General features: G+C 56.9%; 23 protein-coding genes and 1 riboswitch. Of the genes, 14 read left to right on the top strand and 9 right to left on the bottom strand.

The window, feature by feature from the left end; translation table 11 throughout:
- Nucleotides 1-91 precede the first annotated feature (91 nt).
- Nucleotides 92-463 (top strand): hypothetical protein, encoded by a 372-nt coding sequence (locus VZC39_RS05660; RefSeq protein ID WP_434666458.1) that lies wholly within the window; start codon nucleotides 92-94, stop codon nucleotides 461-463.
- A 145-nt stretch (nucleotides 464-608) separates the two neighbouring features.
- A complete protein-coding gene (locus VZC39_RS05665; RefSeq protein WP_434666461.1) occupies nucleotides 609-3,092 on the top strand; it encodes a YgiQ family radical SAM protein in 2,484 nt (827 codons plus the stop codon).
- Nucleotides 3,093-3,184: 92 nt separating this feature from the next.
- Here VZC39_RS05665 and VZC39_RS05670 read toward each other — a convergent pair whose 3' ends face one another.
- The gene (locus tag VZC39_RS05670; protein ID WP_434666464.1) at nucleotides 3,185-4,054 is read right to left on the bottom strand and encodes a hypothetical protein; all 870 of its coding nucleotides are present in this window, start codon (nucleotides 4,052-4,054) and stop codon (nucleotides 3,185-3,187) included.
- Nucleotide 4,055: 1 nt separating this feature from the next.
- Nucleotides 4,056-6,179, bottom strand: coding sequence for a hypothetical protein (locus VZC39_RS05675; RefSeq protein ID WP_434666467.1), 2,124 nt, complete (start codon nucleotides 6,177-6,179; stop codon nucleotides 4,056-4,058).
- A gap of 448 nt (nucleotides 6,180-6,627) precedes the next feature.
- Between VZC39_RS05675 and VZC39_RS05680 the strand changes: the two genes are divergently transcribed.
- Nucleotides 6,628-6,855 (top strand): hypothetical protein, encoded by a 228-nt coding sequence (locus VZC39_RS05680; RefSeq protein WP_434666469.1) that lies wholly within the window; start codon nucleotides 6,628-6,630, stop codon nucleotides 6,853-6,855.
- Between the two features lie 32 nt (nucleotides 6,856-6,887).
- Here the strand turns inward: VZC39_RS05680 and VZC39_RS05685 are convergent, their stop codons facing one another.
- Nucleotides 6,888-7,391 (bottom strand): DinB family protein, encoded by a 504-nt coding sequence (locus VZC39_RS05685; protein ID WP_434666472.1) that lies wholly within the window; start codon nucleotides 7,389-7,391, stop codon nucleotides 6,888-6,890.
- Nucleotides 7,392-7,605: 214 nt separating this feature from the next.
- On the opposite strand from VZC39_RS05685, the gene VZC39_RS05690 reads away from it, so the two are divergent.
- The 3 genes from VZC39_RS05690 to aqpZ all read left to right on the top strand — a co-directional run bounded on the left by VZC39_RS05690 (nucleotide 7,606) and on the right by aqpZ (nucleotide 10,195).
- A complete protein-coding gene (locus VZC39_RS05690) occupies nucleotides 7,606-8,520 on the top strand; it encodes a Gfo/Idh/MocA family protein (RefSeq protein WP_434666475.1) in 915 nt (304 codons plus the stop codon).
- 181 nt (nucleotides 8,521-8,701) lie between these two features.
- On the top strand, nucleotides 8,702-9,223 hold the full coding sequence (gene ruvC, locus VZC39_RS05695; RefSeq protein ID WP_349921467.1) for a crossover junction endodeoxyribonuclease RuvC: 522 nt from the start codon (nucleotides 8,702-8,704) through the stop codon (nucleotides 9,221-9,223).
- A gap of 285 nt (nucleotides 9,224-9,508) precedes the next feature.
- On the top strand, nucleotides 9,509-10,195 hold the full coding sequence (gene aqpZ, locus VZC39_RS05700; protein ID WP_434666478.1) for an aquaporin Z: 687 nt from the start codon (nucleotides 9,509-9,511) through the stop codon (nucleotides 10,193-10,195).
- Between the two features lie 317 nt (nucleotides 10,196-10,512).
- On the opposite strand, the gene VZC39_RS05705 is transcribed toward aqpZ, so the two are convergent.
- Nucleotides 10,513-11,274 (bottom strand): transglycosylase SLT domain-containing protein, encoded by a 762-nt coding sequence (locus VZC39_RS05705; RefSeq protein WP_434668370.1) that lies wholly within the window; start codon nucleotides 11,272-11,274, stop codon nucleotides 10,513-10,515.
- Between the two features lie 203 nt (nucleotides 11,275-11,477).
- The gene (locus VZC39_RS05710) at nucleotides 11,478-12,824 is read right to left on the bottom strand and encodes an alpha-amylase family protein (protein WP_434666480.1); all 1,347 of its coding nucleotides are present in this window, start codon (nucleotides 12,822-12,824) and stop codon (nucleotides 11,478-11,480) included.
- Nucleotides 12,825-13,449: 625 nt separating this feature from the next.
- On the opposite strand from VZC39_RS05710, the gene VZC39_RS05715 reads away from it, so the two are divergent.
- Nucleotides 13,450-13,890 carry a GNAT family N-acetyltransferase gene (locus VZC39_RS05715; RefSeq protein WP_349922398.1) on the top strand — a complete coding sequence of 147 codons (441 nt, stop codon included), beginning with the start codon at nucleotides 13,450-13,452 and terminating at the stop codon, nucleotides 13,888-13,890.
- Nucleotides 13,891-13,893: 3 nt separating this feature from the next.
- Here the strand turns inward: VZC39_RS05715 and VZC39_RS05720 are convergent, their stop codons facing one another.
- Nucleotides 13,894-14,436, bottom strand: coding sequence for a DUF1439 domain-containing protein (locus tag VZC39_RS05720; RefSeq protein WP_349921470.1), 543 nt, complete (start codon nucleotides 14,434-14,436; stop codon nucleotides 13,894-13,896).
- 96 nt (nucleotides 14,437-14,532) lie between these two features.
- Between VZC39_RS05720 and cls the strand changes: the two genes are divergently transcribed.
- Nucleotides 14,533-16,014 carry a cardiolipin synthase gene (gene cls / locus VZC39_RS05725; RefSeq protein WP_349921471.1) on the top strand — a complete coding sequence of 494 codons (1,482 nt, stop codon included), beginning with the start codon at nucleotides 14,533-14,535 and terminating at the stop codon, nucleotides 16,012-16,014.
- 103 nt (nucleotides 16,015-16,117) lie between these two features.
- Nucleotides 16,118-17,386, top strand: a complete 1,269-nt coding sequence (locus VZC39_RS05730; protein ID WP_434666484.1) for a DUF945 family protein — start codon at nucleotides 16,118-16,120, stop codon at nucleotides 17,384-17,386.
- 52 nt (nucleotides 17,387-17,438) lie between these two features.
- Here VZC39_RS05730 and purU read toward each other — a convergent pair whose 3' ends face one another.
- The gene (purU, locus tag VZC39_RS05735; RefSeq protein ID WP_434666487.1) at nucleotides 17,439-18,278 is read right to left on the bottom strand and encodes a formyltetrahydrofolate deformylase; all 840 of its coding nucleotides are present in this window, start codon (nucleotides 18,276-18,278) and stop codon (nucleotides 17,439-17,441) included.
- A gap of 222 nt (nucleotides 18,279-18,500) precedes the next feature.
- Nucleotides 18,501-18,659, top strand: a riboswitch (FMN riboswitch).
- A gap of 102 nt (nucleotides 18,660-18,761) precedes the next feature.
- Between purU and ribB the strand changes: the two genes are divergently transcribed.
- Nucleotides 18,762-19,415, top strand: a complete 654-nt coding sequence (gene ribB / locus VZC39_RS05740) for a 3,4-dihydroxy-2-butanone-4-phosphate synthase (RefSeq protein WP_349921474.1) — start codon at nucleotides 18,762-18,764, stop codon at nucleotides 19,413-19,415.
- 223 nt (nucleotides 19,416-19,638) lie between these two features.
- Nucleotides 19,639-19,881, top strand: coding sequence for an Lpp/OprI family alanine-zipper lipoprotein (locus VZC39_RS05745; protein WP_010634682.1), 243 nt, complete (start codon nucleotides 19,639-19,641; stop codon nucleotides 19,879-19,881).
- A 165-nt stretch (nucleotides 19,882-20,046) separates the two neighbouring features.
- On the opposite strand, the gene VZC39_RS05750 is transcribed toward VZC39_RS05745, so the two are convergent.
- Complete coding sequence (locus tag VZC39_RS05750) at nucleotides 20,047-20,895, bottom strand: tetratricopeptide repeat protein (RefSeq protein WP_434666493.1); 849 nt, start codon at nucleotides 20,893-20,895, stop codon at nucleotides 20,047-20,049.
- On the bottom strand, nucleotides 20,892-21,614 hold the full coding sequence (locus tag VZC39_RS05755) for a 4'-phosphopantetheinyl transferase family protein (protein ID WP_434666495.1): 723 nt from the start codon (nucleotides 21,612-21,614) through the stop codon (nucleotides 20,892-20,894). The genes VZC39_RS05750 and VZC39_RS05755 overlap by 4 nt, the downstream gene beginning before the upstream one ends.
- Before the next feature lie 277 nt (nucleotides 21,615-21,891).
- On the opposite strand from VZC39_RS05755, the gene VZC39_RS05760 reads away from it, so the two are divergent.
- The 3 genes from VZC39_RS05760 to VZC39_RS05770 all read left to right on the top strand — a co-directional run bounded on the left by VZC39_RS05760 (nucleotide 21,892) and on the right by VZC39_RS05770 (nucleotide 24,439).
- Nucleotides 21,892-22,380 carry a C40 family peptidase gene (locus VZC39_RS05760; RefSeq protein ID WP_349921477.1) on the top strand — a complete coding sequence of 163 codons (489 nt, stop codon included), beginning with the start codon at nucleotides 21,892-21,894 and terminating at the stop codon, nucleotides 22,378-22,380.
- A gap of 149 nt (nucleotides 22,381-22,529) precedes the next feature.
- On the top strand, nucleotides 22,530-23,471 hold the full coding sequence (gene rlmF / locus VZC39_RS05765) for a 23S rRNA (adenine(1618)-N(6))-methyltransferase RlmF (protein WP_434666498.1): 942 nt from the start codon (nucleotides 22,530-22,532) through the stop codon (nucleotides 23,469-23,471).
- A gap of 251 nt (nucleotides 23,472-23,722) precedes the next feature.
- A complete protein-coding gene (locus tag VZC39_RS05770) occupies nucleotides 23,723-24,439 on the top strand; it encodes a MaoC family dehydratase (RefSeq protein ID WP_349921479.1) in 717 nt (238 codons plus the stop codon).
- The last annotated feature ends 26 nt before the right edge of the window (nucleotides 24,440-24,465 follow it).

Consider the following 24,465-nt stretch of genomic DNA (forward strand, 5'->3'; position numbering starts at 1 on the left):
GCCCCCCATCTGGGGTCGGGATGGCGAAAGAGGGTGGCTCCCTGATGTGAGGTGGTTACTATGTGACCAGTTCAATATCGAGACCCCCATCATGTTGCCATCCGTGATCTACGAGCCGCTGCCTTTCCTGTATCTGGGCAGCGGTTTATGCTTGCTGGGATTCGCCGGGCAGCCAACCCTGCTGCTGGCGGGGCTGGCACTCTACCTTGCCGGCTCCCTCGTCTGGTTTCGGCGCGGTGCCCATCGCCGCCAGGACAAGCAGCGCCAGCCCCATCAGCGCAGTTGGCCTCACTGGCTCTACGAGAGCCGCCCCTTCGCCCTGATCCTGCTCGGTGTGCTGATGCTGCGCCTCTCGACTCATCCAGTCTTTCTGATCCCAGCCCTCATCTGGTGTTTGCTGGGGGGTTATCAGCTGCTGCTGCGCCACCATCACCGATTCGCACTCGCCCGCCCGCTGGGGTAGGTTCTCGCGGCTCGTGAGGAGGGGCAGACTGCGAGAGACGCCCTGCTTCCCGGGCTGACCCTGCGAATGGTGGGGGCAAAAAGCCATCGATCCGGGCTGATGTGCCCGGTATAATGCGCGACCCGAATTGTTCCAGGTGTTCAAAATGCAGCCGGTTACCCCTCTCTTCTCCTATCCCCGCTACTGGGCCGAGTGCTACGGCACGGCGCCCTTCTTGCCCATGTCTCGCAAGGAGATGGACAAGCTCGGCTGGGACAGCTGCGACATCGTGCTGGTGACCGGCGACGCCTATGTGGATCACCCGAGCTTCGGCATGGCGGTCATCGGCCGCATGCTGGAGTCCCAGGGCTTTCGGGTCGGCATCATCGCCCAGCCGGACTGGTCATCGAAAGATGACTTCATGCGTCTGGGCAAGCCGAACCTCTTCTACGGGGTGACCGCGGGCAACATGGACTCCATGATCAACCGCTATACCTCCGACAAGAAGCTGCGCCACGATGACGCCTACACCCCCGGCGACGTGGGCGGCAAGCGGCCGGATCGCGCCACTCTGGTCTATACCCAGCGCTGCAAGGAGGCCTATAAAGAGGTCCCCGTGGTCATCGGCGGCATAGAGGCTTCCTTGCGCCGCATCGCCCACTACGACTACTGGTCTGAGACCATACGCCGCTCCATCCTGATCGACGCCAAGGCCGATATCCTCATCTATGGCAACGCCGAGCGGCCGCTGATCGAGGTGGCGCACCGCATCGCAGGCGGCGAGACCATGGAGACCATGCAGGACATCCGTGGCACCGCGGTGATCCGCAAGGAGCCGCTGCCGGAGTGGCGCGGGGTGGATTCCAGCAAGCTGGATCAGATCGGTCGCATCGATCCCATCATGAATCCCTATATGGAAGGGGCACCTTGCTCGGACGATGAGGGCACCGCGCCGGTGGAGCAGGAGGCCAAGCCCGTGCTGGTGCAGCCCCCCAAGCAGAAACCCTGGGAGAAGACCTACGTCAAGCTGCCGGCGTTCGAGCGGGTGAAGGAAGACAAGGTGCTCTACGCCCATGCGTCGCGCATCCTGCACCACGAGACCAACCCCGGCTGCGCCCGCGCCCTGGCCCAGGCCCACGGCGATCGCATCATCTGGGTCAACCCGCCCGCCTTCCCGCTCGAGACCGACGAGATGGACGGGGTGTTCGGTCTGCCGTACCAGAGGGTGCCGCACCCGGCCTATGGCAACGAGAAGATACCGGCCTACGAGATGATCAAGACCTCGGTCAACATCATGCGCGGCTGCTTCGGCGGCTGCTCCTTCTGCTCCATCACGGAGCACGAGGGGCGCATCATCCAGAGCCGCTCGGAAGAGTCGATCATCAAAGAAATCGAAGAGATCCGCGACAAGGTGCCGGGTTTTACCGGCGTCATCTCGGATCTCGGCGGCCCCACCGCCAACATGTACAAGCTGCGCTGCAAGAGCCCCAAGGCCGAGCAGACCTGCCGCCGCGCCTCCTGTGTCTGGCCGACCATCTGCCCGCACATGGACACCGACCATACCCCGACCATCGACCTCTATCGCAAAGCGCGGGATGTGAAGGGGATCAAGAAGATACTGATCGCCTCCGGGGTGCGCTACGACATCGCAGTGGAAGATCCGCGCTACATCAAGGAGCTGGCCAAGTACCACGTCGGCGGCTACCTCAAGATCGCGCCGGAACACACCGAAGAGGGCCCGCTCTCCAAGATGATGAAACCGGGCATGGGCAGCTACTACAGCTTCAAGGAACTGTTCGACAAGTATTCCAAAGAGGCGGGCAAGCAGCAGTACCTGATCCCCTACTTCATCTCGGCCCACCCGGGCACCACGGATGAGGACATGGTGAACATGGCGCTCTGGGTAAAAACGAACCGCTTCAAGCTCGATCAGGTGCAGAACTTCTACCCGTCGCCACTCGCGAACGCCACCACCATGTATTACACCGAGAAAAACCCCCTCAACAAGGTGAGCCGCCAGGGTGGGGACGTGTTCGTGGTGAAAGGGGAGCGCCGCCGTCGCCTGCACAAGGCGCTGCTGCGCTACCACGATCCCGCCGGCTGGCCCATGATCCGCGAGGCGTTGCAGGAGATGGGCAAGGGTCACCTCATCGGCAACGGCCCCGACTGCCTGGTGCCGCCAGAAGGTCGCGGTGAAGCCAAGGCCGAACGCAGCCGCAGCAAGGGCCTGAAACCGGCCCTGACCCGCCACAGTGCCATCACCCATCAGCGCAGCAACGGGGCGGGCAAGGCTGCTGGCGGAAAAGGTGCTCCTGTTGCGGGTAAAGGCGCCGCACAGGGCGCCTCGGCTGCCGCATCGCAAGGCAATAAGGGCGCTCGTAGCGAAGCATCTTCTGCCAACAAGGGAGGCAAAGCGGGCAATGGCAAACCGGTTGGTAGCCAGTTTGGTAAAGGAACAGGCGCCAGCAGCGGCAAGCCTGTTTCGCAAGGTACAGGTCAGGGTGCAGGTCAGGGTAAACCGGCTGGCAAACCCGCTCACAAGGGCAAGGCCCCGACCCGCGCAGGCACAGCTAAGCCGGGTGCCAAACCTGCCGCTCAGGGTGGCAAGCCCGCAGCAAAAGCCGGGGCCGCCAAGCGACCGGCTCGGTGACATTTGCTGATTGGGAAAGTGATATAAATAAAAAGGCGACCAGATGGTCGCCTTTTTATAATTTTATTGGTGTCTAAATGCACCTTGGGATTCTAAATGGAGCTGCTTTCCCACCAATTTCGTAGTAGCGAAGGTGTCATTTCATTCAATCCATGGTCATTAAAATTATCGACATTCATTATAAATATGATATTTGAAATGCTCAAAGGAAGCTTTGGTCTTGTTGAAAGGTGCTTCAGTATACTATCCCTATCATATCTGAAAATTTGCTTGATGAGTTTTTCATTAACCTTTAAGTATTCAAGAACCTCATCGTCTTTATTTGATGGCTTTAATCTTAATCTAAGTTTGTTTATGAGCATAGCTTTTACATTCTTATTTTTATAGTGAGTGTAAGATAGCTCTTCAAATAATTTTAATAGTGTCCACTCACTTGTTTCTAGTGTGGCATACACACCATTAAAAGCTCTATTTTCCTTGTCTAGACCAGTCCAGTCCCCTTTGCATTTAAAACGAAGGTCATGGTCTACTTCATGCCATCCTTCGGATAAAATAGTTCTTAATTGTAGTTCAAAAGTATTATCAATTATTGCTTGGTGTTGTGCCTCTACTATTTCAGATATAGAAAAAGAATCTGGAAGACGAAATACTAAATTACAACGAGTTGCAGAAAAAGTTTCTGCAGTTGGATTATCAATCTGAGAGTCTTCTGGTATAAATTGAAATTTTTCTTGTAAAGCATTTCTGACTACATCGATATCATCTACAAAATATAGCGCCACCCTGACCCCTATGAGGTCTTGAATTTTTTTATTTGCATTGTATTTTCCTGGGTGTTTATTTATTTTTTCACTTAGTGAATGTGAAGATTTTTCTCGGTAAAATATACGATACATTACACCAAGCGAGTCAATGCAGCGCTCTATATCGCTAATAAGGTTTGAAAGTTGATTGTTATTCATATTAACGACCTAAAATATCTTTTATTAATTGCATTTTTTGACCTGAGAAATCTAAACCTATCCAGTTTTTGCGTTTGGCTGATATAATAAAACCTTCTTTTCTTAATTCATCAATAGTTTTAGTGATCTCTGATACTGGATGGTTGCTGCTACGATAAAAAATGAATAATGGACGATGTGCATATGCAATGGTTTCTCGGCCTATTGGCCAAAACTTTTCCAACACAAAAGCTTTTAATTGGTCATCTTCATTGTCTAGGTCTAGAATTTTCACACTTGGCGCGTTTTCTTTTATTGATGGCGCTAATGCTTGTGAAGATAAATCGTCAAATATTGGAGAAATAATATTGTTAGATGTGTTGATGCCAGAGACATCACAGTTATAAAAAGAACAAGATATGAATGAATTGTTTTTCAATCGGTCAAAATCAATTAGGCAGTTATTAAATGTACATTCGTAGAATAGACAAGATGACGCACTTCCATTTTTAAATAGCTCACGAGTTTCAAAGGTGATTTCTTTAAACTGAGAGTCTTGATAATTTCCAGAAACTTGCTCTAACAGTGTTTGTTCAAACCGAACTTTTTCATCATCATTTAAAAAAATCAAGCTATCGCTCAACCTTCTCCAAACCTCAATGCGCTTATGTTTTGTTCTGGAAGAAAAAGAGTTTACTACTGCATCAATAAATATACTATCTGCCAGCCATTCTTCATCAGTTTCAAGCAGATCGATACCTACGAAATGCCCTAAAACAAAATTATTAACAAATCCAATTTTTTCTTCAAAACCAGTTCTATCCAGAAGTGCATGATTTGATAATTTTTCTATCATCTCCTCGAATGTAGGGCGAAATTCATGTTCATATCGACTTCTACATTCTTCAATTAATTCTAATTCTTGATACGAAATATAATCAATAATCGATTCTTTTGATGCTTTAGTGTAATTGTTTAAAACCATGTCTTTAGCTAGCCGAGTAAGTAATGCTGACTGTTCAGCAACATCTAGCTTTAATGTCTGGCGTTCAATTTCTCTTTTTAAAATTAAATGAAAATATTTATCAACAATATTGTCTGGTCTTTTTATTACATCATGAAATTCCTCGTCTGGAATGAATTTTAAAAATGTTAAAAGAACAGGGTTGGATAAGTTTTTAATGTTAACATTATATTCTGCCAGCTTGCTAGCTCTATCATTACTTAACCAGCTCCTTGCTGAAGGCTCTTTTAAAGTGTAACGCATAAATTCAAACTTATTAGCATTCTCACTTGTCCACTCATCAAAATCATCTCCCTGAAGTATTGCTGTTTTACGAGTGGTAAGTATGATTTTTGCGTTAACCTCAAGCATCTTTCCAATAGTCTCAAGCATAGCTTGAGACTTTTCAAATTGAAATTTTTCCTCTTCTCTATCATTTAATAGTTCATCGAATCCATCAAGAATAACTACAATCTTGCCAGTCTTTATTTCTTTATTTACCAACGATGCTGATACCGCTGGAAATGATCTGGCTAATTCTCTTTGGATGACATGGTTGAAAATTTTTGCATGACGGTCTCGTGAGAGTTCAGCAAATAAAACCAAGTGGTCATCATCTTGTTCTGATATGATTTTCCCAATCTCATATGCAGTGCAAGTTTTTCCAAATCCTGCTGGCGCTTCTATCAGTAGTAGTTTTGGCCCATGTGTGTTTATTTCAGATTGAATGTCTCCAATGATATCTCTTTGACTATCATAATAATTTCCATTTTTATGATATGAGGAATGTATGTATTTGTAAGATATATCTGAAGTCGGAAATGATTTAGTTATATTTTTTATGTGATTTTCATAGTCTGTTGAAAATAATAGTTTCGTTCTTCTTAAGGAAAAGAAACCTCTAAATAGTTTCTTTTCAAGATCCTTAATGCATGTAAATTTCTCGGTGTTAACATGAAAACCTAGATCTGTTAGGTCATCTTCTAATTTACTGTATTTTGATGTGTTGTTTTTTATGATGATTGCGTTATCAAAAACTCCCTGTGTAATCGTGAAGACAGTATCTTCTTTATTTGAAAGCTCCTCTCTATAATCAAATCCATAATCGGTATAGAGTTTAATTAAGTCAGTTATATCGCTCATTATATAGCCTGTTATTTTAGATATATTGATGTTCTGTTTAATAAACAACGAGTTTACAATTAACACATTAACCAAATACGTTATCTGTGTATGTTTACATTTTTCAGTTGGGCTTCGCTATTTTTGCTCCTATCTATAAAAGACACGCTACCGCCCGTGGATGACAGCTTCCAATATGCTCCCTTGACCCGCGCTAGCAGCAACCCATCGCAGCTCAACTCAACAGGTTCCAGATAGCCACTGTAAGCCAAACGAAGCCGCCTGTGCGAGCATCAGCAGCGATATCACCAGCAGAACGTTGCGGTTTTTTGAACCCTGTCATCAAAGTGCCAGCAGGCTGCCGATAAAGGCAGCCAGGCGGGGGCGGTTTTGCTATCTTGACGGCCGATTAATTTGGCGTGGGGGGCCATGGCGCACCCCGAGCGAGCACCGACAAAGGAGCAGTGAGATGGCAGTCAAAAGCAAGTCCAGAAACGAGAAGATCGGCAGCGGGCTCGGGCTGGTATTCGGGATCATCGGCTTCAATATGCTGGTGCCCGTGCTGTTCGGGCCCCAGGCGGGGTTTGAGCTGGCGCCGATGATCCTGGCCATGGTGAGCGCCGTGGTCGGATCCGAGCTGGGGGCCCGAATTGGCAAGTGGGTCGATGCCAGGGCGCAGGCCGACTCCCCGGAGTAAAGGGCGACATCCGCCGCCCGCGCATGGCGGGATCAGCCGCCCCGTCGCCCGGATTCGCTGCGATGCAGGAAGGTGGTCAGGGTGTCGCGGGGCGGCGTGATGCCGCACTGCACCAGAATCCGCCCGATCGCCCCCCTGTGATAGCCGCCGTGGGTCACCAGGTGCAGCAGCATCTCGGCACGGCTCATCTGCCCCCTGTCGCCATCCACGAAGTGGAGCGAGAGCCGGGCCTCGCCATCTGCCTGGCTCAGGCCGGCGACGTAATCCAGATACCAGGCGTCCAGTGCGCCGATGGCGGTGCGAAGCATCGCCAGGGTGGGTGTATCCGGGGTATTGGTGGCACCGAAGCCGTGGGGCTCCCCCAGCAGATTGCCCTTGAAGATGGCATCGACCACATGGATATGGTTGAAGATGCGGAGGGCCGTGTGGTGAGCCTCGACATATTGCTGCGGGTCCAGGGTGGCGAGGGCATCCAGCAGCTCGCCGTCGGCCCAGGCCTTGTAGCGAAACAGAGAGTGAAGGGTCGAGTTGCTCATGGTCTTCCTTGATGAGGTATCGCGTGAAGCGCTCATCTTAGCCAGCCATCGGCGGCTTGGGAATCTCGGCCCCTGAGGCCCGATTCAGCGCTTCGTCCATTTTCCCTTGTAGATCAGGGTGCTGTGAAGCATCTCCCATCCGGGCTCTTGCCCGGTTCGCCAAGGGGCGGGGACGTGTTACCTTGCCGATATAGTCCCCAGACAAGGAGTTCCCATGCGCATTGCCCTCGTAGGTCTCGGCGATATCGCCCAGAAGGCTTATCTGCCGCTGCTCGCGAGCGACGAGCGAGTCACCCCGCTGCTCTGCACCCGCAGCCCGGAGGTGCTCGGCAAACTGGCCCGCCAGTATCGCATCGCCGAGTGCTTCACCGAGGTGGATACGCTGCTCGCGAGCAGCCCGGACGCCGTGATGATCCACGCCGCCACTTCGGTGCACTTCGCGCTGGCCCGCCAATGCCTGCAAGCGGGTATCCCCACCTTCGTGGACAAGCCGCTCTGCTTTGATTACGCCGAGGTGGAGGCGCTCGCCGACCTCGCCATTGCGAAGGATTGCCCGCTGTTTGTCGGCTTCAACCGCCGCTACTTACCCGCCATGAGCGCCACCCGGGCAGATAATCAGCCGCTTACCGAGATCCATTGGCAAAAACACAGGTATGCCCTGCCTGGGCTGCCGCGTCAGTTCCTGTTTGATGACTGTATCCATGTGCTCGACAGCCTCTGCTTCTATGGCGGCGCGCCTGACGGGGATCTCCATGCTGTGCTTCGGCGAAGCCCCCAGCAGCCCGAGCAGCTGGCCGGGGTGAGCGTCGCCTGGCAGAGCGGACAGACGGCGGTGAGCGGCAGCATGAACCGCAGCGCCGGCCTCACCGAGGAGCGCATCGATGCCTATGGCGACAACCTCTCCCTGCATATCGAGAACTGCACCCGGGGTACCTTGGCGCGAGACAAGATCCTGCAGACCTTGGCCCCCGACGACTGGCAGCCGACGCTGGCGAGCCGGGGCTTCGTTGCGATGCTCGCTCACTGGTATGGGCAGATTGAGAAGGGCCGCGCCGATGGGCGGCTTGTCGAGAGCTATCTGCAGAGCCATTACTTGGCCGAGCGACTGGTGGTGATGGCGGGCAAGTGACCCGCTCCGGGTCTGCCGTGCCGGTTAGTGCGGGTCGAATGGCGAAATAATCGCCACAGCACTGTATGGGATGGCGGTTCCCTGCGCAGTCGGCGGCGGAGGGGGGCCGCCGTGCGAGCCAAGCGCCGGCTTGTTTGCTATCTTGGCGACCAGAGACGGCCTTCAGAGCGACAGCGAATCTATGAGCATTATTTTGGGGATAGACCCGGGTTCCCGGATCACCGGTTACGGGGTCATCCGCATCGTGGCCGGCAAGGCGGAGTACCTGGGATCGGGGTGCATTCGCACCGATCTGGGCGAGTTGCCGTCTCGCTTGAAGCAAGTCTACGACGGGGTGAGCGAGATCATCACCCAGTTCAAGCCAAACGAGTTTGCCATCGAGCGGGTCTTTATGGCGCGTAACGCGGACTCTGCCCTCAAACTCGGTCAGGCCCGTGGTAGCGCCATCGTCGCGGCGGTCAACGCCTTGCTGCCGGTGAGCGAATACTCGGCGACCCAGATCAAGCAGGCGGTGGTGGGCACCGGTGGCGCCGCCAAGGAGCAGGTGCAGCACATGGTTACTCATCTGCTCAAGCTCTCGGCCACTCCCCAGGCGGATGCGGCGGATGCCCTCGGGGTGGCGCTCTGCCACTTCCATACCCAGCAGAGCCTGATCCGGATGGCGGGGCGGGCGACGGGGTCGGTGCGCGGTCGCTATCGCTAAGCAGGATGCCGGAGCCAGCCCTTGGTGGATGGCTCCGCTCTGTCAGACTCATCCCGATTGAGTCATTATCTGTCGCACCCAATCCAAAATTTCTTTGTGAACAAGACCTTGGCTTGACGACAATCATCTCAATTAATCAATAACTTGTGACACTAATCACGATTTGTCTCTCAAACCACCCATTTCGCCTTCCCCTGTCACACTCCCATAATATGGCGCCTGTTGAATAACAGTGTCCGTATGAGCCTTGCGCTCATATCAACGTCCATCGCGGGAGAGATAAGAGTGAAACCTTTTGCAGCTGAGTTTATGGGTACCTTCTGGCTGGTACTGGGGGGTTGTGGCAGCGCCGTGCTGGCCGCCGCTTTCCCGAACGTGGGGATCGGTCTGCTGGGCGTGGCCCTGGCTTTCGGTCTGACCGTGCTGACCATGGCCTATGCCATCGGCCACATTTCAGGTTGCCACCTGAACCCGGCCGTTACCGTGGGTCTGTGGGCGGGTGGCCGCTTCCCGGCCTCCAGCGTGCTACCCTATATCGTCTCCCAGGTCCTGGGTGGTATCGCCGCCGCAGCCGTGCTCTATGTGATCGCAAGCGGCCAGGCCGGCTTCGATCTGGCGGGTGGCTTTGCCTCCAACGGCTATGGCGAGCACTCCCCGGGCGGTTACAGCCTGCTGGCGGCCCTGGTGTGTGAAGTGGTGATGACCGGCTTCTTCCTGTTCGTCATCATGGGTGCCACCGACAGCCGTGCTCCGGCCGGTTTTGCCCCCATCGCCATCGGCCTGTGCCTGACCCTGATCCACCTCATCAGCATCCCGGTGACCAACACCTCGGTCAACCCGGCGCGCAGCACAGGGGTTGCCCTCTTTGTTGGCGACTGGGCCATCGGCCAGCTGTGGTTGTTCTGGGTGGCGCCGATTGTCGGTGGCATTCTGGGTGCTTTGGCCTATCGCGTGGTCGCCACGAAAGAGTAAGCCGTTGCCAGTCAACGTGTGCTATCGACACGCCCTCGGGCGTGTTTTGTTTTTTCTGGGGCAGTGAAAATATGGGCTGGCCGCGACAGACCACGGAGATCACAAACGGTGCGGGGCAGTGAGGGTACCCGCCCCACATAGGAGCGGGTCTCTGCTGATGGAAGGGATGACGCCGTGCTTTTGTCTTGCTAAGGGCTTACAACCCGCGCGCATTCAGCATATCCCGATAGCGCTGGTGCAGCAGCTTGACTCGCTCTACATAGGCGCGGGTTTCTGCATAGGGCGGAATGCCGCCGTGTTTTTGTCTTGCTAAGGGCTTACAGGCCCTGGGCGTGCAGCATATCCCGATAGCGCTGGTGCAGCATCTTGACCCGCTCCACATAGGCGCGGGTTTCAGCATAGGGCGGAATGCCACCGTGTTTTTGCACGGCACCGGCGCCGGCGTTGTAGGCGGCGGTGGCCAGGGAGATATTGCCGTCGTACTGCTTGAGCAGCCCCGCCAGGTACTTCACCCCGCCGAAGATGTTCTGCTCCGCCAGCAGGGCGTTGCCGACCCCGAGCTCGCGGGCGGTGGCGGGCATCAGCTGGGTCAGCCCCATGGCCCCCTTGCGGGAGACCGCCAAAGGGTTGAAGGCGGACTCGGCGTGAATGAGCGCCCGGATGAGGGCGGGATCCACACTGTAAGTCTTGGCCGCCGCCTTGATGGTGCTGGCGTAGTCGTAGAGGAAGAGGCCAGTGGTGCGCCAGTTGACCTTGGAGGCGGGATCGCAGGCATAGCAATCATTGAACAGCAGTAGTTCGTAGTGACCCTGATCCGGCATGATGTCGGAGTAGCGGATCACCCCGTTCTTTTGCACCGACTTGTAGACCTGGATCTGGCGCTGCGCCGGGGCCGATGCCTTGGCCAGTTCAGGGCCGGGCTCAGGGGCTGAGACGGCGGCGGGTGCTGGTTTAACCGTAGCCACGGGTTTCACCGTGATGGTCGGGGGGGTCTCGGTCGTCAGGATCACCACCTCGGCCGGTGATGGCATCTGGCCCCAGACAGAGAGGGAAATCAGGGGAAGGGCTCCCAGCAAGATCCATGCTTTCAACGGCTTGCTCCTTAAGCCTTGGTCGCCCGTTGAGTAAAGCATCAGGGGATGGGCAGAACAAGCCCGCGGTGTGGCGCGGTGCGAGAAAAACCCAAAAATGAGGTCGCGCAGTGGCGGCCTCGGACAAGGCGCTTGTCTGCTTATTCCTGCAGCCAGAGGCGGGCGCTGCGCGCCGGGATGGCGACCCTCACCTACTGGCTCTGCACATTGATGACGGCGCTCTGATCCAGCACGTCCTTGTAGTTACGATACCAGTTCAGCTCGAACTTGGCGGTGTCGAGCCAATACTCCTGCTCGTAGTCACACTTGTTGACGCCAACCAGCCCCTGCTTGCCGCGCTTGAACAGCACGAAACAGTCGCCACTGCCGATGAGCTGCATGGGCTGACCCTGCACGGCGTTGTGGAAGCGGATCATCCCCTTGAGGTCACTGCGCAGGTAGTAGTCCTGCCAGCGCAGGCCGTCCTTGTCCTGGGTCTCGCCATGATCCGAATAGATCAGGGGGGAGCCGCCATCCCGACCGAGCAGATAGGCATAGGCCAGCTTCTCGTCGGTCGGGTTTAGGATCTGGTAGCGGAAGCCATCGTTGGTGGGGATGTCGTGGGTGATGGCGAAGGTGACCGCCCGACTGCCCGGCAGAGCCTGACCGTAGGCGCCGGGATCCGCCAGTTGGTTCATGCTGCCACCAAAGCCGAGCGCCCCGCGCAGGGAGGCGAACAGCGGGAAGTCATAGGCGCCCTGGCCGCTGTTGTCGAGATAGGGCTTGAGGAAGCGCTCGTAATCCGTGCTGCCGGCCCCTCCGGAGGTTATCACCTCCCCAAACACGTGCATGCCCTGCTTGATCTCGGGGGTGAACACGGCGTTGATCTGGTAATCGCTCATGTGTTTGACCGCATCGACCCGAAAGCCCTTGATTCCCATCCCCTTGAGCGCCTGGAGATAGGCCTGCTGCTGGCTCACCACCCAGTTGTTGGGATCGAGATCCGGCAGCCCCTTGTCGCCGGCGCCGCCACACAGCCGCCAGTACTGGACATGGCCGGGATCGCTCCAATCGGTGATGCAGCCCTCGGGGTGGAAGTCGGAGGCCGACAGCAAGTTCTGCCCCAGGTCGCCAAACAGTCGTTGTCTGCCGTAGTAATCAGGGTTGGCAGCATATTGCCCTAGCAATTCCGCGCCCGGATAGTTGAGGTCGCTGCGCTTCCAGCTCTCGTTGGCCATGTGGTTGAGCACCACATCCGCATAGACGGCGATGCCGCGGGCCTGCATGGCGGCGATCAGCTGCTCGAGATCCTGCTTGTTGCCGAGCGGACTGTCGACGAGTCGCAGATCCTGAGGCTGGTAACGGGCCCACCACTCGTTGCCCGAGGACTTGAGGGGCGGCGAGATGAGCACCTGCCTGTAGCCCGCATCCTTGATGAGATCGGCCTTGGCGGTGACCTCGCTGTATTGCCAATTGAAGGCGTGCAGTATGACATCGGCTTGCGCCAGTGGGGCGATCAGCATGCCTGCGATCACCATGATTCCCGCTGTGTTTTTCATTATTGTCTGTCCTTGTCTGGATACCCGAATGGGCACCCAAAGCCTCCCATCCAGACCGATCGGCAGCAATTTTGCGATGGTTGTTTTGTGAGCAGGGTCAAGGCGTAGCCGCGGGAGTTGTGACGGCCTGCATGAAACCGCCGGGGCCTTGTCATTACTGTGTTTGTTGTCATCCGGGGAGGGCCGTTCAGGTCATGGTCGCCTCATCCTGAGCGACATGAGCCGCGTCCAGCGGCGCTGGGAAAGCCTGGATGGTTATGTTCAGACTGCTCTGCCTAATGCCTGGAGTCATTGTGAGCGGTTCAATGGGGTGCAATCAGGGAGAAGCAGTGGTGGGGGAGGTTCATGGAGATCCTTTCCTTTTCATATCCGCGCCTTGTGACCTGGGTTATGGTATGCCTCCCTGAAATGGGTAGGATGGGAAGGGGGTCAGGCCGACTCGGTCAGGACGCGGTTTCATGAACAAATACAACCCATTGTCAGCAGGATACTGGCTTCTTTGTAAGTTAAAGCCATGTTATCTTGCTGTTGCGCTGGTCTGATCTGTTGACCGGGGCAGGACGATGAATGAAAGGAGCGGGCCTGGGTGGCCAAGGGTGACATGGGTGTGATCAGCAAGCGAGCGATGGAGCTTCGCTTCGAAGAGTACTGTGATGCGGATCTCTCCCTCATCAGAGACTACTACGAGACGACATTCTCCCACTATGTGCCGGACTTGGCCGAGCGGATCTTCGTGGTACGCGACGCTCACTGGCTGGTGGGAGCCGTGCGCCTGCGCGATGAGCAGGAGTACTACCACCTGTGTGGCTTCCGCTTGCTGCCCCACTATCAATCCCTGGGGCTGGGGTCCCGCCTGTTGCAACTGGCCTGTGCGGATCTGCAGGACAAGCCGGTGATCTGCCATGCCCTGCCGTTCGAGAAGCCCTTCTATCTCAAGGCCGGTTTCGCCCACCTGCCTCTGCATGAGCTGGAAGGGCCCCTTCATACCCTCTATCACCAGCAGCGCGAACAGGGTTACCAGATCGATCTGCTGGTGCGCGAGGCCATGCCCACTATCTACAACTGAGGGTCATTGGGACTTGGTCAGCAGGTGGATCTTGCCCGGTGACAGCTCCAGCCCCAGCAGATTGTCTTTGAGCCAGGCCTGATTGGGATCCTTGTCATCCAGCTTGTAGACGGGCTGGGTCTCCAGCCGTTTCTCCATGCTCTGCAGCAGCATCCTCAGCATGAAACCGAACTTCTGCTCCGCCGCCGCCGGCTCCAGCTTGTAGTCAATCAACTTCATGTTGTCGAGAAAGAGAGCGCTCTGGGCCTTGTCATAGCGGGGCCTGGCTTCATAGGTCATGTTCAGCAGCGCATCGTATTCGGTGTTGTCCGGCAGGGCTATCTTCAGCTTGCCCTTGCCAAATACCCTGGCGGTGTCCGGCGCCTGGCGACCTATCTGCACATCGCTCTGCTCGAGCTTGACGTGCGCCTTGATGATGCCGGGCAGCTCCAGCTGTTTGTCCACTTGTACCTGGGATTGCAGGTATTGATTTATTTGCTGCTCACTGATGTCATATGAGCCTTGGCCTAACATGGCCAGACTCAACAGCATTGATTGCAGGATCATGCTAACGACCTGATAGAATGGGTTTGTTCTACAGCATACCATTCTGGCCTCGTGGGATCTGCCCACCCCCTTTGCTCACAGTTTCAAGGAGTCGCCTTGCTCGACGGTCTGGAATACGACATCCAGTTGTTGTTCACCCGCTTTCTCGGTTGGTTGCTGCTGTTCTTTCACACCGTGATCGTCGCTGGGGTCTCGCTGCGGGTCGTGATGAAGCGGCGCCCCATCGGCGTCTCCCTGGCCTGGCTGGCACTCATCTATGCCATCCCCTTCGCGGGGGTCGGTTTCTACGTGCTGTTTGGGGAGGTCAGACTGGGCCGCAAACGGGCTGAGCGGGCCCAGGCCATGTATCGTCCTTATGCCATCTGGATCCGCCAGCTGGCACGCCTCTTCCCCGAGCACTGCAGCGAGGTGAGCCGCAAGGCGCAGCCGCTGCACGATCTCATCCAGGGGCGGCTGGCCATGCCCATGCTCTCCGGCAACCAGATGACGCTGCTGCACAAACCCGGCGACATCTTGCAGGAGATAGTGCGCGATATTCGCGGCTCTTCCCAATCCTGCTACCTGGAGTTCTACATCTGGCACCCGGGCGGGGATGCGGACGCCGTGTGCGAGGCCCTGATCGAGGTGGCGCAGCGCGGCGTGGACTGTCGCGTCTTGCTCGATTCCGTCGGCAGCAAGGGCTTTTTCCGCTCCGCCTGGCCAAAGCAGTTGCGCAAGGCCGGGGTCAAGCTGGTCGAGGTACTGCCGGTCGGTGCCTGGCGCATCCCGTTCCAGCGCCAGGACTTGCGCATGCACCGCAAGCTGGTGGTGATCGATGACAAAGTCGGTTATACCGGCTCCATGAACATGGTGGATCCCCGCTTCTTCAAACAGAACGCGGGGGTCGGTCAGTGGGTGGACATCATGATCCGGGTGCAGGGCCCCGTGGTGCCCCTGATGTGGTCCACGTTTGTATCTGATTGGGAGATGGAAACCGGTGAGCGGCTGCTCGACAGCCTGCAACACGAGCCCGAAGCCTGGCCACAGACCGACTATCGTGCCCAGCTCATTCCTTCCGGCCCCTTCGTCGGTGGCGACTGCATCCAGCAGAGTCTGCTGCTGGCCATCTATCAGGCGCGACATCATCTGGTGCTGACCACCCCCTATTTCGTGCCGGACGATCCGCTGGCGGCGGCGCTCTCTTCGGCGGCAGCTCGTGGCGTACTGGTGCAGCTGGTGCTGCCGGCGCGCAATGATTCCCTCATGGCCAATCACGCCTGCAACGCCTTCATGGAAGAGCTGCTGGAGGCGGGGGTCGAGATCTACCGCTATGACGCCGGCCTGCTGCACACCAAGAGCGTGCTGGTGGACGATGATTTCGCCCTGGTGGGGACGGTCAACCTCGACAGGCGCAGCCTCTGGCTCAACTTCGAGATCACCCTGCTCGTCGACAACCCGGTGTTTGTGGCCGAGATGACTCAGCTGGTGCAAGGCTATATGCGGGAGGCGACGCCCATGTCACTGACCCAGTGGCGGGCCCGCCCCTGGTACAAGAAGCTGCTGGAGAACATCTTCTACCTGTTCAGCCCCTTGCTTTGATCTGACACCTGCAAAACATGGACCTGGGCCGGGAAGCCCCTTGCTTCTTGCCCCGTTCGCCCCGTAGAGTTGCGCCCATGCGCCTTTGGAGAAGAAAACAGACATGAAGAAAAGAGTGGCCCTGGCCGTGGGTGCGGCAGTGGTGGCGGGTGGGCTGGGTGCCTGCTGGTATACCGGACAGACCTTCGATCGCATGCTGGCCGAGGAGATCGCCAAGGCGACCCAGGAGACCGGGGTCGAGCTGACCTGGTTGCCGAGCAGCGAGAACCTGTTCAGCCGTGACGGTGTGTTGAAAGTGGTGGTGACGCCGCAGGCACTGGCCACCCTCGATCCTCAATTGGCGGGGAGCGATCCCATCGAGATGCAGCTCAATTTCGATAACCGTATCCTGCCGCTCTATATCAAGAGTCAGTTGCTGCTGGATACCGCCAAGGGGACCCTGGCGCCCGTCTTCACAGCGCTCGGCATGCAGCAATGGCAACTGGGGGCGGAATCCGCCAGCAGCCTCTGGACCATGAGCAACAGCAGCCGCTTCTGGATCGGGGAGTTCAAGGTGAAAGAGGGGCTCAACGAGATCAGCGTCTTGCCCCTCAACGGCACTTACAGCGGCGATCTTGAAGGTAACGGTCACATGACCTTCCAGTGGCAGGGGATGACCTTCCACGAGGCCCAGAGCAAGATGGACATGGTGCTGGCGGATCTCAAGGGCAGTGCCGATCTGGCCGAGATCCAGGGGCTCTGGCTCTCCCCCCGCAGCGATGCGACCCTGTCCGCCTTCTCGTTGTCCATGCCCGAGAGCGTCAAGATCAGCCTGAAAGGACTGACCACGGCGACCCAGATTGCTGGCGATGATGCCCAGACCCTGTCCAGCAACTATCAGATGAAGGTGGCGACCCTCAATCTGGAGAACGAGAGCGACAGCCTGGTCCTGACCGAGGGCAAGCTGGATCTGGATTTGAAGGGGCTGGATCTGGAAGGTTATCAGGCATTGCAGGCGGTGAGCGGCCAACGGGCGGATGACGCCGCCATCGGGCAGGCGCTGGACAAGCTGTTGCAACGGGGTGCCACTTTGCAACTGACCGATCTCAGCGCCAAGCTCAACGGCGAGCCCGTCTCTGTGCAGGGAGAGGCCAAACTGGCATCGACCTCCTTGCAACAGTTGATGGAGAGCGAAGCCGGGATGCATGCCCTCTCCGGCCAGCTGCACGCCAGACTCAGCGACAAGTTGGGCAAGGCCGTTCCGCAACTGGCCCCCATGCTGGCCCAGTTCACCGGCGTTGGCTATCTGAAGGCAGATCAGGATGGGCTCAGTGCCGAGTTCAAACTCGACAAGGGCATGATGAGCATCAACGGCCTGCCGTTGCATCAGTGAATGCCAGCGACGAAAAAGGCTCCCTCGGGAGCCTTTTTGTTGTCGGCGGATCTTATGACTTGAAGACCACCGTCTTGTTGCCGTAGACGAACACCCGTTCATCCAGCATCAGCTCCAGCGCCCGGCTCAGCACGGATTTCTCCACATCCCGTCCGGCCTTGGCCATGTCGTCGGCACTGAAGGTGTGGCCGACGTGGATCACGTCCTGCTCGATGATCGGGCCTTCATCCAGATCGTCGGTGACGAAGTGGGCGGTGGCACCGATGAGTTTGACTCCGCGATCGAACGCCTGACGGTAGGGGCGGGCGCCGATGAAGGCGGGCAGGAAGGAGTGGTGGATGTTGATGAGTTTGCGCGGATAGGCCTCCACGAAACTCGGCGTCAACACCCGCATGTACTTGGCGAGGATCACGTAGTCTGGCTCATAACCGTCGATGAGGGCCCGGACCTTGGCCTCGTGTTCGGTGCGGCTCAGGTCATCGTGGCTGACGGTGTGGAAGGGAATGCCAAACTTGCCGGTGAGCTCGGCTAGGGTGTCGTAGTTGCCGATGACCGCCACTATGTCCATGTCCAGGGCGCCGGCGTAGTTCTTCATCAGGATGTCGCCGAGGCAGTGGGTCTCCTTGGTCACCAGGATGACGATCCGCTTCTTGCCCGCCTTGACCAGTCGACGCTGGGCCCCTTCGGGCAGGGCATCGTCGAGATCCGCCAGCAGGGTCTCGTCATTGAAGCGCCCCTCCAGCTCGGTACGCATGAAGAAGCGGCTGTTCTCGCGATCGACGAATTCGTCGTTCTTGTTGATGTTGAGCTGATGTTTGTAGCAGATGTTGGTGATCTTGGCGATGAGCCCCTTGGCGTCGGGGCAGTCGGTCAGCAGTATTTTCTTTTCCATCTCTGTCATGATTCCGTTTGTGGTGTCGGCGCCTGAGTCTGCGCAGGCGGCACATTCTTGTTGGTACTCTTTTTTCGCACTATGCCACAAATAAAATCCGAAAAGACAGCGTGCTCTGAGCCCTTGCCACGCCTTGCTCTGGCGATGGGGCCTTTGAGGCATCCTTGATCTTTGATGGGTTTTTGGCTGGCATCCCGCGCTTTTTTTCTTTACGCTGTCTGCGCTTATTCTCAGGGCGGGGTGAAATTCCCCACCGGCGGTATCCCGATTTGACTCGGGGAGCCCGCGAGCGCCCGAGCCAGGTTTCCACCTGGTTCGGGGTCAGCAGATCCGGTGAGATGCCGGAGCCGACGGTCACAGTCCGGATGAAAGAGGATAAGACAGATATTGCTGGTTATGCCCTTGGGCTGGCCGCTGCATGCCTATCTCTGTCTGCCTTTCCATGCCCTGATTCTGGTCCTTGTCTTATTTAGGAGTCTTACCATGAATCAGTCTCTACTCAGTGAATTTGGTGGTCCCATCGATCGCGTCGAAGCGGCGCTCGCAGCCTTGCGTGCCGGTCGCGGCGTGCTGGTGGCCGATGACGAAGATCGGGAGAACGAAGGGGATCTCATCTTCGCCGCCGAGTCCATGACCAATGAACAGATGGCCATGATGATCCGCGAGTGTTCCGGCATCGTCTGCCTCTGCCTGACCGACGAGCGGGTACGCCAGCTCGAATTGCCCATGATGGTGGAGGCGAACTCCAGCCACTACCAGACCGCCTTCACCGTGACCATAGAGGCGGCGCAAGGGGTGACGACCGGGGTCTCTGCCGCCGATCGCATCACCACCATCCGTGCCGCCATCGCCGATGGCGCGCGTCCGTCCGATCTGCACCGTCCGGGCCACGTCTTCCCCCTGCGAGCCCGCACCGGCGGCGTGCTGACCCGCCGTGGCCACACCGAGGCCACCGTGGATCTGATGCAGTTGGCCGGACTCAAACCGTTCGGGGTGCTGTGCGAGCTGACCAAGGCCGATGGCTCCATGGCCAGGCTGCCGGATCTGGTTGAATTTGGTCGTCTGCACCAGATGCCGGTACTGACCATCGAGGATCTGGTGCAATACCGTCAGTTATTGGCCGAGCGTTCGGCTTGAGCTTCATACGAAATTGAAATAAGTACATTTTTTGGTTACGCTTTGTCCGAACCTCATCCAGGGCACTCATTTTTGACTTAAATTTGCGCAGAAAGTGTACGTTTGAAAAAAAATGAGGGTTTTAATGTATTTATCTGTGATGGGGCCTATCCAAACTCTGATTTTTTTATGCCATAATCACGCCGCTTGCTAAACGTCTGGCGAGTTAAAGGGAGCTTTAAAAATGAAAAAAATGTTGTTGGTAGGTGTTGTTGGTCTGTCCGCTCTGCTGGGCGGTTGTGCAAACACCAGCGAACTGGAAACTTCCGTTCAGAATCTGTCTAACAAAGTTGACCAACTGGCTCAAGATGTTAGCGCTGTTCGTGCTGATCAGTCCAAGATCGCTGCTGATGTTGCAGAAGCCAAGCAAGAAGCTATGCGTGCTAACCAGCGCATCGACAACATGGCTACTTCCTACAAGAAGTAATCCATGCGAAAAAATGGCGCATGTTAATGCGCCATTTTTTTTGCCTGAAATTCGTGATTTTCCCGCTTTTTCCATGTCTTTCGGCCGTTCTGGCCAGCATTTTCCCCTGTTGAGCAGGCAATGCCGATGGCTCGGCATCACCTTCATCTCTTTGGTTGCACGATCTCAATACAGCAGGCTGTAGAGCTTGCGACGATACTGCTGCGCCGCCGGATGGGTTCCCATGGTGGTCAGAATGTCGAGAAATGTCTTCTTGGCATCGCCAAAGGCCATGTCGCGCTTGAGAATGTCAAACAGCAGCGCCAGTGCCTCTTCCTGCCGGCCAACCTGGCTGTAGAGCACCGCCAGCTCCTGGCTGAGGGTATCATCCCCCGGGTTTTCACTGTGACGCAGCTCCAGGGCGCGCAGCTCCGGGCTGTCACTGGCTTGCAGCGCCAGCGCCAGACGGGAGGAGAGGGTCTGGAAATGATCGTCCTGAGCCACCATGGGGACAGTGGCAAGCAGGGCCTGCGCCTCTTCCAGCAGATTCAATTCCAGTGACGCCTGTGCCAGCCACAGGCTGATGTCGTGGCGGCTGGGGGCAAGCTGGTGCGCCTTGCTCAGCCGGGCATGGGCCGTCTTCGCATCATCTGCCGCCAGCGCCTCTTTCCCCTGTTCAAGCAGCAGCTCTTCTTCCTTGGGGGCAAAGGCTGAGAAATATTGGCGCAGCGTGGCCTCATCCTGCGGACCCTCCAGGATGGCCTGCTCGTCCGGGCGGCCCTGATGGAACAGCACGAGGGCGGGCAGGGCGCGCAGGGCGAGCTGGCTGGCCAGGGGCTGCAGCTGGGGGTCGTTCATGTCGACCTTGGCCAGGGTGACTTCGGCATTGGCCGGGCCGACCAGGGACTCGATCAGCGGGGTCATACCCTGGCACTCGGGCATCTGGGGGGCGTGGAAATAGATGACGACCGGCTTCTTCATGGACGCATCGATCAGCTCGGCGTGGAAATTCTGGGGATTGATGTCGACGATCATGAGGCTGACTCTCGGAAAATGGTGTGAGTTAACATGGGGTTCAGGGACGTGGATTTCAAGCACGCATCCAGCAGGTAGGCACGGGTCTGTAAGGTGGGGGCGGCGAGGCTGAGCCAGCCGCCGTCAAGGGCCCAGTCCTGCACCTGATAGGCGTTGTCATCGAGCCGGTTATCGAGGCGCCACTCCTCCTCTGGCAGGAAACACACCTTGTCGAGCCCGGCGGCGATGCCGCTGCCCTGGGCTTTGAGCACCGCCTCCTTGCGTGACCAGAGCCGATAGAAGGCCGTATCCCGCTCCTCTTCTGGCAGGGCGAGCAGCCACTCATACTCGCTTCTCGCGTAGAAACGCTCGGCCAGAGGGAGCGTGGCGCGTCGGCGTGATCCCATCTCTATATCCACCCCGAGTGGCCCCTGCTGGCAGAGGGCCAGCACCAGCCATTCCCCGCTGTGGCTGAGATTGAACTGCCACTGCTGGTCGAGCAGGGCGGGCTTGCCGTGATCCTGGGTGAAAAACTGCAAGTCGGCCGCCGGGCACCCGAGTCGATCGGCCAGCAGGCGGCGCAACAAGACCCGGCCGAGCAGATACTCCCGCTGGCGCCCGGGTTGCCGGATCCCTTGCCAGTGACTGGCCTCTTCGGGCGAGAGTTCTGCCGGCAATATATTCAGTTGCCTGGTGTCGACAAACGCGGGTTTTAACAAATAGAGATCCACAGATAACATAATTTTTCACTTAAAAAAGAGGGCGAAGCAGCGATAAAAGTCAGTTTTCCAGGGCCCCCATAGGCTCTTTCGGGATTGTATATTGTTTGGGCATGATCACATTAATTATGAAAAACCGTGCATTTACTTGCAAAAATGTGAGGTTGATTAGGATTTTCGCTTGCCTCGATAGGATTCTTGGATATAGTCGGGTGCTGTTGCCTTATAAATTACCGTCCACGGTCGAATTTTAACAATGTTCTTTACTTTTTGTGGGGATAAGGGATTGCGCCACCTGATGCTACTGTTGGTCGCGCTCGGTATGGTGGGATGTGCGTCAGCACCCCAGCCCGAGGTCGCGAGCAAGATTGAAGTTTCCATGATGGAACCCGTGGTTGAGCCGGAACCTTCGCAAACACCGGACGTCAACGAAATTCTGACCGTATACAAAGAGTGGCGTGGGGTACCCTACCGCATGGGGGGCAGCAGCCAGCGTGGCATCGATTGTTCCGCCTTCGCCCGTGAAGTATTCCGCAATGCAGTGGGTATCGAACTGCCGCGAGATACCCGCTCCCAGGTCCACGAAGGCACACGCGTCGCCAAGCAGGATCTGATGGAAGGGGACCTGGTCTTCTTCAAGATCAACAAGCGTCTGAATCATGTAGGCATCTACGTGGGCAACGGTGAATTCATCCATGCTTCCACCCGTGCCGGTGTAACCCGCTCCAAACTGGACAATTCCTACTGGCGCGGCAAGTTCTGGCAAGCACGCCGGATCGAAATCTGAGTCAGGCTGGACAAACGGCTCGCAGTACGGACTGTTTTTCCAACCTCACTTGAACCGGGCTCAGCGAGCCCGGTTTTTTATGGCCCTCTTTTAGACTTTCGGCGGCCAACTCTCTATAGTGTGGCCCCCTTGATCCTCGGCGCTCCAGCATGAAGACCCAGCACAAGAGCGGACTGCATCCGCGCAATCGCCATCAGGCCCCCTACGATTTCGATGCGCTCTGCCAGCGTACCCCTTCACTGCTTCCCTTCGTGTTCGTCAACGAACATGGCAACCAGACCCTGGATTTTGCCGATCCCGCCGCCGTCAAGGCGCTCAATCGGGCCCTGCTGGCACTGCACTACGGCATCCATCACTGGGATCTGCCGCCGGGCTATCTCTGCCCCCCCATCCCCGGGCGGGTGGATTACCTGCATCGGGTGGCGGATCTGCTGGCGGAGAGCGCAGGGCAGGTGCCCACGGGGAAGAAGGTACGGGTACTGGATATCGGTGTCGGCGCCAACTGCATCTATCCCCTGCTGGGGGCTCGCGAATATGGCTGGCGTTTCGTGGGGTCGGACATCGATCCCGTGTCGGTCAAGGCGGCAACCTTGCTGGCGACCAGCAATGGTCTCGGCAACCAGATAGAGTGTCGGCATCAACCGGACGCCAAGCAGATATTTCGCGGTATTCTGGGCTCCAAGGAGCGTTTTATGCTGACGCTGTGCAATCCTCCTTTCCATGCCTCCCTTGCCGAGGCCAGCAAGGGGACGGAACGCAAGCTGCGTAACCTCGGCAAGGCGCAGGCAGGGGCGCCTGTGCTCAACTTCGGCGGCCAGAAGGCGGAACTCTGGTGTGAAGGGGGTGAGGCCGCATTTCTCGCAACCATGATTGCCCAGAGCCAGGTCTTCGGGGCCCAGTGTCTCTGGTTCAGCTCCCTGGTCTCCAAGAAAGAGAACCTGCCGGCTGCCAACAAGGCATTGGCCAGGGTGGGGGCAAAGGAGGTGCGGGTGCTCGAGATGACGCAAGGGAACAAGATCAGCCGGATCCTCGCCTGGAGCTTCCTGGATGAGGCGAGTCGGGTCGCCTGGTGGTCAGCGTCGGGCCGCTAGATAAAAACGGGGCGCTGGCGGGAAAACCTGGCCAAACGGCGCCCTTTCATCACTCTGCTTTCCTTCCGATATTGCCATCTGGTCAATCGTTTTCCCGCCTGTTCCGCGCGAGATCTTCGACACAAGTTAGTGGGCACTTTCGGCCCCGGTACAGTTGTACGCCGAGATTTTTTTGCACTTACGGGTGAAACTTTCATAAAATAGGACTGGTTAGACCTCTTCACAGGCATTGAATCGAATAGGGATCGCACATGAAAGTTGTCGATTTTCTGAAGCACAAGCGCGAAATTCTGGCGCAACACCCCTTTGAGCTCAAGGATTGGCTCTCTCCGGCGATCCGCGACTATTGGCGTGAGTTTCAGCAAAAGGCACACCTGCATCCCCTGTTGGGCCGGGTGCTCGACTTTCAGGCTGATCAGCAACTGCAGCAACAGGCCGCCAATCAGGCACAGGCGGTCAACAGCCAACCCGTGCTCAAAGAGAACGCCATCGAGCTGAGCGGCGAGGCGGCGGCCCTCTATGTGGAACTGCAGAGCAAGATCGGGGAAGAGACTCATGTCGGTGAATGGCTGCAGGTCAGCCAGTCACTGATCGACCAGTTTGCGGCGGTAACCGGTGATCACCAGTGGATCCACACCGATCCCGAGCGGGCGGCCGCCGAGTCGCCGTTCAAGACCACCATCGCCCACGGTTTCCTGACCCTGGCGCTGCTGCCCCAGTTGACCGGTTCGGTGGATGAGGCGACCCCCGAGTTCCCAACTGCCCGCATGGTGGTGAATTTCGGACTGGAGCAGGTGCGTTTCCCGTATCCTATCAAGGTGGACAGCAATATCCGCGCCCGTACCAAGCTGGCGCGCGTGACCCCCATCAAGGGCGGCCTCGAGCTGCTCAAAGAGATCAAGATAGAGATCGAGGGCATCCGCCGCCCCGGCTGCGTCATCGAGTCCCTCACCCGCATCTACTTCTGATGCCCCGCTTCGCTTGACGCGAAAGC

This window comes from Aeromonas sp. NJAU223 (assembly GCF_051125555.1).
Taxonomy (GTDB): domain Bacteria; phylum Pseudomonadota; class Gammaproteobacteria; order Enterobacterales; family Aeromonadaceae; genus Aeromonas; species Aeromonas veronii_G.